The following is an 8090-nucleotide window of genomic DNA, read 5'->3' on the forward strand; positions in this document are numbered from 1 at the left end:
GTGCTCCTATCAGGAGCCGGCCGGGCCGGCGGTGCGACGGGGTCTTCTGGTCTGGGTCCGGCCTCGGCGGGCGGCGACGCGCTCGGCGGCGCGGGCCAGTTCCGGGACAGCGGCGCCGCCGGAGTGCAGGTGCGCGGCGAGGGCGCGGACAGTGGGGTGGGTGAACAGGTCGACCATCGGGATCCGGCGGCCGAGCCGGGCGGTGACCTGGGCGTGCACCCTGGCCAAGGCGAGCGAATTCCCGCCGGCGTCGAAGAAGTTGTCGGTGTGCCCGACTTCGGCGACGCCGAGGACGTCACACCAGGCACGAGCGATCACGGCCTCGGTCGCGGCGAGCGCCGCCGGATCCGCGGCCACCGACGGCGGCCGTGCCCGGACGCGGGTCGTCGCGGCGGGCGCGGCCGTGCGGACGTCCGCCCGCGGCAGCTCCGGCACGCTCGTCCCGACCGCCGCGTCCGGCGCCGCGGCCAGCGCGCCGAGCAGAGCGACGTAGTCCTCGGCGAGCCCGGCCATCCGGGCGTGGTCGAACAGGTCCGGGTTGTACAGCAGTTCGACGCCGTCGTCGTGGACGTACACCGTGAGGTCGAACGGCGACCCAGGCTTGTCGACCGGCAGCCACGCCGACCGCACGCCGGGCAGGTCCAGCCGCGGCTCGGTGAAGTTCAGGACGTTGAACATCACCTGCACGAGCGGGGCGTGCGCGGGATCGCGGGGCACGCCGAGCGCCTCGACGAGCCGTTCGACCGGCGCGGCCGGATGCGCGGTCGCGGCGAGGAGTTCCGCGCCGCCATCACGGACGTGCGTCGCGAAGTCCGCGGCGTCGTCGGCCCGCAGCCGCACCGGCACGATGTCCACGAAGAACCCCGCGACCTCCTGGCACTCGGCGAGCTGCCGGTCCGCGACGACCGTGGCGACCAGATGGTCGGTCGCGCCGGTGAGCCGCCGCAGCAGCTGGCCGAACGCGGCGAGCAGCACCCCGGCGCGTGTCGTGCCGGTGCGGGCGGCCAGCGCCCGCACCGACTCGGCGACGCCGTCCGAAAAGGACTGACGCAGGCTCACGCCTCGGTAGGTCTGCACGGCCGGGCGCGGCCGGTCACGCGGAAGGTCCACTGTGGCCGGTGCGCCGGTGAGATGTTCGCTCCACCAGGCGACGTCCACGGCCTCGCGGCGTTCGTCGCGTCCGGCCCGCCACACCGCGTAATCCGCATAGGACGCCACCTGCGGCGGAAGCGGTTCGCCCCGGTAGGCCACCGACAGGTCGGCGCACAGCAGATCCTGCGACCAGCCGTCGAACGCCGCGTGATGCAGCGTGAAGCCGAGCACGTGTTCCGTCTCGCCGAGCCGGTAAAGCCTTACGCGCCAAGGAGCCTCGCGGTCGAGGCGCACCGGTGTCGCGGCGTCGGCGGCCAGCCGGGACCGCAGACCGTCCTCGGTCACCGGCGTCACCGGCAGCGGAACATCCGACGGCGGCAGGAGATCCGCCAGCGGCGCGCCGTCGACGGCCCGGATCCGCCAGCGGAGCACGTCGTGCCGTTCGGCGACCGCGCGCAAGGCGTGGCGCAGCGCGTCGACGTCCAGCGCGCCGGTCAACCGGAACGCCATCGCGATGTTGTACGGCGCGGCGTCCGGGGCGAGCTGGTCGAGGAACCACAGCCGCCGCTGCTGCGGGGACAGCGCGGGCGCGTGCCCGGTGGTCAGCCCCGGTCCGGTCAGCGGCGGCGCGGCCGCGACCCGCCGGGTGAGCCCGTCGAGAGTGCCGCTCGCGAGCACGTCCTCCGTGGCGACGTCCGCGGCCAGCTCCGCCCGCAGCGCCGCGACCAGGCGCATCGCGGCGATCGAATTCCCGCCCGAGGCCAGGAAATCCGTCCCCGCGCCGTCACCGAGCACTCGCCGCCAGATGGCCGCGACCGCGCGTTCGGCCGGGGTGCCGAGCGGGCCGAGGTCCTCCCGTCGTCCCGCCAGCACCGCTTCGGCCAGGTCGCGCAGCGCGGGCCGGTCGATCTTGCCGGTGACCGGGTTGACCGGCAGGCGGTCGAGCACCCGGACCGCGGCCGGGCGCATCGCCGCGGTGAGCCGGTCCTGGCCGAGTGCGTCCACATCGGACGGTGCGGAAGCCGGTGCCAGGAACGCCACCAGCCGGGTGCCGCCCTGCCCGGGGACGGCCGCCACGGCGGCGGCGTCGACGTCCGGGTGAGTCGCGAGCGCGGCCTCCACCTCGCCCAGCTCGATCCGCTGGCCGCGGACCTTCACCTGGCGGTCGGCGCGGCCGGCGAACTCGAGACGGCCGTCGGGCAGCTCACGGGCCAGGTCACCGGTGCGGTAGAGCCGTTCCCCCGGCGTCATCGGGTCGTCGACGAACTTCGCGGCGGTCAGCTCGGGGCTGCCGAGGTAGCCACGCGCGAGGCCGGGGCCGCCGATGAGGAGCTCGCCGATCTCGCCCGGCGCGACCGGCCGCAGCTCGGCGTCCACGACGTACGCCCGGTGGTTCGGCGTCGGGCGGCCGAGCGGCAGCGGATCGGCGGGCATGCCGGTGACCTCGTCGGTGACGACCACGACGGTGGTCTCGGTCGGGCCGTAGGCGTTGAAGAACCGGCGGCCCGGCAGCCAGCGCGCGGCGAGCTCCGCGGGCACCGGCTCGCCGCCGCAGGCGATGACACGCCAGCCGGGCACGGCCGCGGGGTCCACCATGGACAGCAGCGTCGGCGTGACGAAGCCCCACTCGACGTCGTGCTCGACGAGGAACCGCCGCAGCCGTTCGGGGTCGGCCCGGTCGGCGGTGCCGGTGAGCTGGACCGATCCGCCGTTCACCAGCGGGACGAACACGTCCATGGTGAAGGCGTCGAAGGCGGGCGAGGCGATGCCGAGCGCCCGGGCGCCGGGCCGGATCCCGAGGGCGGCGGCGAACCCGGTGACGAACGCGACCACGTTGCGGTGACTGGTCAGCACGCCCTTGGGACGGCCGGTGGAGCCGGAGGTGTAGAGGAGGTGGACGAGGTCGTCCGGACCGGCGGGGCACTCGACAGGGCCGTCCGCGGGCGGGGGTACGTCAACGGCCTCGATGCCTTCCGTGGCACCGAATTCGGCCCGCGCACAATCACCTACGACGAGGGAGACCCCGGCGTCCGCGGCGATCTCGGCCAGCCGCGCCTTCGGGCCGCCGGGTTCGAGCGGCACGTAGGCGGCCCCGGACAGCAGCACGCCCACGACGGTCGAGATCAGCTCCGGCCGCCTGTCGGCGCAGACGCCGACGCGGGTGCCGGGCCCGGCACCCCGGGCCCACAGCAGCCGGGCGACGCCGGTCGCCGACGCGACCAGTTCGCGGTAGGTGAGCCGGGCGTCACCCTGCCGGACGGCGACGGCGTCCGGGGTGCGTGCGGCCTGGGCAAGGATCAGCCCGGTGATCGTGGTGTCCGGATAGGACAGTGGCGGTCCATGGCCACCCACGACGGGCAAGGTGTCGGTCACCGAGGGGTCTCCTGGTCGGTTGTGTGGTGAGGCGGTGGGTCGATCCAGTACCGCTCCCGCTGGAACGGATAGCCCGGCAAGGGGACGCGGCCGGGATCGCCGTCCGCTGCCCATTCGATCTCGCCACCTCCGGCCCAGTGGGCAGCCAGATCCCGCTCCGCCCCGGCCGGACCTTCGACGTCGGTTCCGTTCGCCAGCAACGCATCGAGCGCGGCGACCGCCGACGTGACCGAGTCCGCCACCACGGCGGCCCGGCACGCGAAAGCCCGCCGCACCGAAAGCGTGTACGCCACGTCCCTGAGGTCCGGCGCGTCCGTGGCGAGCCGGTCGCGCAGCCGGGATACCGCCTCGCGCAACGCTTTCGCGTCACGCGCGGACACCGGCAGTACGAACGGACCGTTCGCCGCTTGCCGTGGTGGGACGGCAGGGGCCTCCTCCACGATCACGTGCACGTTCGTGCCGCCCATGCCGAACGAGCTGACCCCGGCCACCCGCCGCTCGCGGGCGGGCCAGTCGGTGGCCTTCGCCGGGACGTACCAGGGTCCGCCCGCCAGGTCGACCTCCGGGTGCGGGGCCGTGAAGTGCAGGCTCGGCGGGATGACTCCGTGCCGTACGGACAGCACGGCCTTGATCAGCCCGGCGATACCGGCGGCCGCGTCGAGGTGCCCGATGTTCGTCTTCACCGAGCCCAGCGCACACGTTTCCGGCAGCGTGTCCCCGTAGACGCGGTTGAGCGCGGCCACCTCGATCGCGTCACCCAGCGGGGTGCCGCTGCCGTGGGCTTCGAGCAGCGCGACCTCGTCCGGAGCGACCTCCGCGACGGCCAGCGCCTCGGCCACCGCTGCCGCCTGCCCGGCCGGTCCCGGCACGGCGTAGCCCGCGCGGTCCGGGCCGTCGTTCGTGATCGCCCAGCCGGGCAGCACGGCGTAGACGTGGTCGCGGTCGGCGAGTGCGTCCGCCAGCCGCCGCAGCACGACCACCCCGGCGCCCGAGCTGAACCCGGCACCCGCCGCGCCGACGTCGAACGCGCGGCACCGGCCGTCCGGGGAGGCAAGCCCGCCACTGCGGTACCGCGGCCACGTCACGCTCGCCCCGCCTGCCAGCGCGACGTCGCACCGGTAGTCCGCGAGGCTCTGCGCGGCCAGCGCCACAGCCGCGAGCGAACTGGAGCACGCGCTCTGCACGGCCACCGCCGGCCCGGTCAGCCCCAGCCGGTATGCGACCTGGCCGGGTAAATGATCGGCGAGCTGGCGGCCGGTCAGCCGCCCCTCCCAGTCGTCCGGGTCGACGTCGCCGGTCACCGCCGGGTTGCCGAACAGGTGGAACAGGAAGTAGCGGTTCACCGAGGTGGCCGTGAACACCCCGACCGGCCCGGTCTCGGCGGCGGGGTCGCGTCCCGCGTCTTCGAGTGCCTGCCACGCCGTTTCGAGGAACAGCCGGTGCTGCGGGTCGGTCCGCGCGGCCTCGTCGGCGGTGAACCCGAAGAACCCGGCGTCGAACTCCTCGACACCGTCGATCCGGCCGCCCGCCCGCACGTATGCCGGGTCGGCACGCAGGCCCGGCCCGATGCCCAGCGCCGCCAGCTCTTCGTCGGTGTAGTCGTGGATCGAGTCGACGCCCGCGCAGAGGTTCCACCAGAACGAGGCGGCGTCCGGCGCACCGGGGAACCGGCAGGCCAGCCCGACGACGGCGATGAGATCCCCGGCCCGCTCCTCCGCGGCAGGCGGCGGTTGAGTGTCCGAAGTGGACTCCGTGAACCAGGCGGCCTGCCCGGCGATCGTCGTGCGCTCGAACAGGACGAGCAGCGGGACGTCCACCCCGAACTCGTCGGCCAGCCGCGCCTGCACCCGGCCGAGCCGCAGCGAGTCGCCGCCGGCGTCGAAGAACGCCTCGGTGCGCCCGACCCGGTCACGGCCCAGCACCGTGCACCAGATCCGGTGCACGCGTTCCTCGGCCGGGGTCAGCCGCTCGGCCGGGACGGTCGCGGCCGTCCGCGGGTCCGGCAGCGCCCGTTCGTCGAGTTTTCCGGTTACGGTCAGCGGAAAACCGTCCAGCACCGCGACGGCCGCGGGGACCGAATAGCCGGGCAGGACGTCCGCCAGCGCGGCCCGTAGCGCCCGGCCGTCCGGACGCGAGCCGGACGCGGTCACGTAGGCGAGCAGGTCGCCGTCGCGCACGATCGCACGGGCTTCGCCCACGCCGGGCTGTTCGGCGAGCCGGGCCTCGATCTCGGTCAGCTCCACCCGGAAGCCGCGGACCTTGACCTGCCGGTCGAGCCGTCCGAGGCAGACGAGGTTCCCGTCCGACAGCAGCCTGCCGAGGTCGCCGGTCCGGTAACGACGGTCGCCGTCGGCGGTCACCCCGAACGCCGGGCTCGGCTGGTCAAGGTAGCCGTCGACGAGATGCCGCCCGCGCACTTCGAGTTCGCCGCTGTCCAGCACGGTGAGCGTGAACCCGGGCAGCGCGTGCCCGATCGGCAGCGGCCCGTCGGCGTCCGGGTCCAGCTCGGCGGCGGTCGTCCGGTAGTGCGCGGCGAAGGTCACCTCGGTGGCGCCATAGCCGTTGACGAACACACACTCCGGCGCGAACCGGCCCCGGCGTACGTCGGCGTGGGTCGCCTGCTCGCCGCCGAGCAGCACGGTCCGCACGGACGGGAGGCTGGTCTCGCCGAGGACGTCGAGCAGGTGCCGGTAGACCGTGGGCGTCGAGTGGTAGACGGTCACCTCGTGCCGGGCCAGCTCGCGCGCGGCTTGGGCGAGGCCGTGCGCGCGCAGGTCGACCGGTACGAGCGCGGCGCCGGTGAGCAGTGCCGGGTAGAGGTCCGGGATCGCCGCGTCGAAGCCGAACGACGCGAGCAGGCTGAGCCGGTCGGCCGCGGTGATGCCGAGGGCGGTGATCTGGTTGTCTACGACGTGCAGGAGGTTGCGGTGGGTCTGCGCGACGGCCTTCGGACGGCCGGTGGACCCGGAGGTGAACAGCACGTACGCCAAGCCGTCCGGATCGGCTTCCGGCACCGGGAGCGGCGCGGTTTCCGTGCCCGCGCGTACAAGCCGCACGGATCCGGTGCCGCACAAGGACTCTGCCAGCTCGACGTACTCCGGATCCGCGAGCACGGCGGTCACCCGCGCGGCCGTGAGCTGGTACTCGAGACGCTCCCGGGGGAAGGTCGGGTCCAGCGGGACGTAGGTGCAGCCCGCGGCGAGGGTGCCGAGGATCGCCGCGATCGCGGCGCTGCCGTGCCCGGTGACGAGCCCGACCCGCTCCCCCGGCCGGACACCGGCGTCGCGTAACCGCAGCGCGCGGCCGCCCGCGAGCCCGGCGAGCCGGCCGTAGGTGAGCCCGGTGCCGCGCTCGAAGACCGCGACGTGGTCGGGCGATTGCCGGGCGTGCCTGTCGAATCGGCTGACGCAGCCGGGCTCCGTCATCGGGCGTCGAGCAGTCGCTCCGAGGTCTTCCGAGCGCGCGACGACAACGGCGTGGACTTCATCTTGCTCCCCAGTGCAGATTCAGGTGAAGAATTACGCAAGGTTAAGACGACCGGCCGCGCCGAGGAATACGATTTCCGCTGATTTAGTCCGAACGATCCATCCATATTGGACCATACGTCGCAGTTATCCACGGCTTACGCCCGAATCCGCACACTGGACGACACTTCGTGACCATCGTTCGGCCACCAACGACACTCGGTTGATTACTTTCGGTGACACGTCGGATATTAACCGACACCATGCCATTAGCCACGTTTACCGGCAACCGGCGAGCCGTTTTCCACAATCGATTCAGAAATACGGATCCCCGATCGCACGGGTGAACCTCGCCTTCAACGCCGGCCGCGGCGGCGTGAAGGTTCAAGGGCTTGCCAAGACGCCCACGGCGGTCCCGCGCGGGGCAGGCGGAGAACATCGGCTTCCCGGACGCGACGAACACCCGCCCGGCGATGGACGACCGACGTGGGTCGGCACGCTTCCCAGCCTCACGCATGAGTCGTTCGGCTCGCTTGCCTCGCGAATCGACGTGTATCCATTTCAGGCGAATTCGTGAATCAGAGGGACGTTACTTCGGCGGGATTTTCTCCCGCGCGAAACAGCCTCAGGAGTCGGATTCGCCCATCACGAGACCTTCGATGGTGTGCTTCTGAGTGATGGGCCGCAGGGAATCGATGATCGGGCAATCGGGATGGGCGCGCACAAAATCCGGCAGGGTCGCCCAGAATTCGTGCGTCACGGCGGTGTCGTGGCGCGCGTCGTTGCCCGCTCCCGGCGCGTCGAGACGGAGGACGAGGACGGGACGGCCTTTGGCCGAGTGGTTCGCGGTTCCCCTGTGGACGGTCAGGGCCGACCGGATCGAAATGTCGCCCACTTGCGGCTATCACGATGGCGTCCAGCGTCGAGTCGACATCCGGCTCCGCTTCCAGCGCGCGGGCGATCTCGCCGAACTTCTTGCCAAGACCGTCCGCGGCGGCGTCATCGGTCACGTGCGGCTCCTTGTCTCGTGGACAGGAGGCAAACGTGGCGTGGTCGGCGCGGGGTGGTCGTGAGTGGCGTTTCTGGTTTTCCCCCCAAAAACCCCCCCCCCCCCCCCCCCACCCCCCCTCCCCCCCCCCCCCCCCCCGGAAACCCACCCCC

The 8090-nt window shown here is 73.0% G+C and carries 4 protein-coding genes; 1 reads left to right on the forward strand and 3 read right to left on the reverse strand.

The window, feature by feature from the left end:
- Positions 1–9 precede the first annotated feature (9 nt).
- The 3 genes from AC069H_RS42330 to AC069H_RS42340 form a co-directional block, all read right to left on the reverse strand.
- Positions 10–3465 (reverse strand): acyl carrier protein, encoded by a 3456-nt coding sequence (locus tag AC069H_RS42330; RefSeq protein ID WP_478236116.1) that lies wholly within the window; start codon positions 3463–3465, stop codon positions 10–12.
- On the reverse strand, positions 3462–6890 hold the full coding sequence (locus tag AC069H_RS42335) for a non-ribosomal peptide synthetase (protein WP_478236117.1): 3429 nt from the start codon (positions 6888–6890) through the stop codon (positions 3462–3464). The genes AC069H_RS42330 and AC069H_RS42335 overlap by 4 nt, the downstream gene beginning before the upstream one ends.
- Before the next feature lie 664 nt (positions 6891–7554).
- Positions 7555–7824, reverse strand: coding sequence for a hypothetical protein (locus tag AC069H_RS42340; protein ID WP_478236118.1), 270 nt, complete (start codon positions 7822–7824; stop codon positions 7555–7557).
- Between AC069H_RS42340 and AC069H_RS42345 the strand changes: the two genes are divergently transcribed.
- Positions 7814–8002, forward strand: a complete 189-nt coding sequence (locus AC069H_RS42345) for a hypothetical protein (RefSeq protein ID WP_478236119.1) — start codon at positions 7814–7816, stop codon at positions 8000–8002. The genes AC069H_RS42340 and AC069H_RS42345 overlap by 11 nt on opposite strands.
- Positions 8003–8090 lie beyond the last annotated feature (88 nt).

This window comes from Amycolatopsis sp. NPDC043887 (genome assembly GCF_056435665.1).

Excerpts from the sequence above, each read along its gene's own strand:
- AC069H_RS42335 (WP_478236117.1), bottom strand. The coding sequence starts at position 6,890 with ATGACGGAGCCCGGCTGCGTCAGCCGATTCGACAGGCACGCCCGGCAA.
- AC069H_RS42345 (WP_478236119.1), top strand. The coding sequence starts at position 7,814 with ATGTCGCCCACTTGCGGCTATCACGATGGCGTCCAGCGTCGAGTCGAC.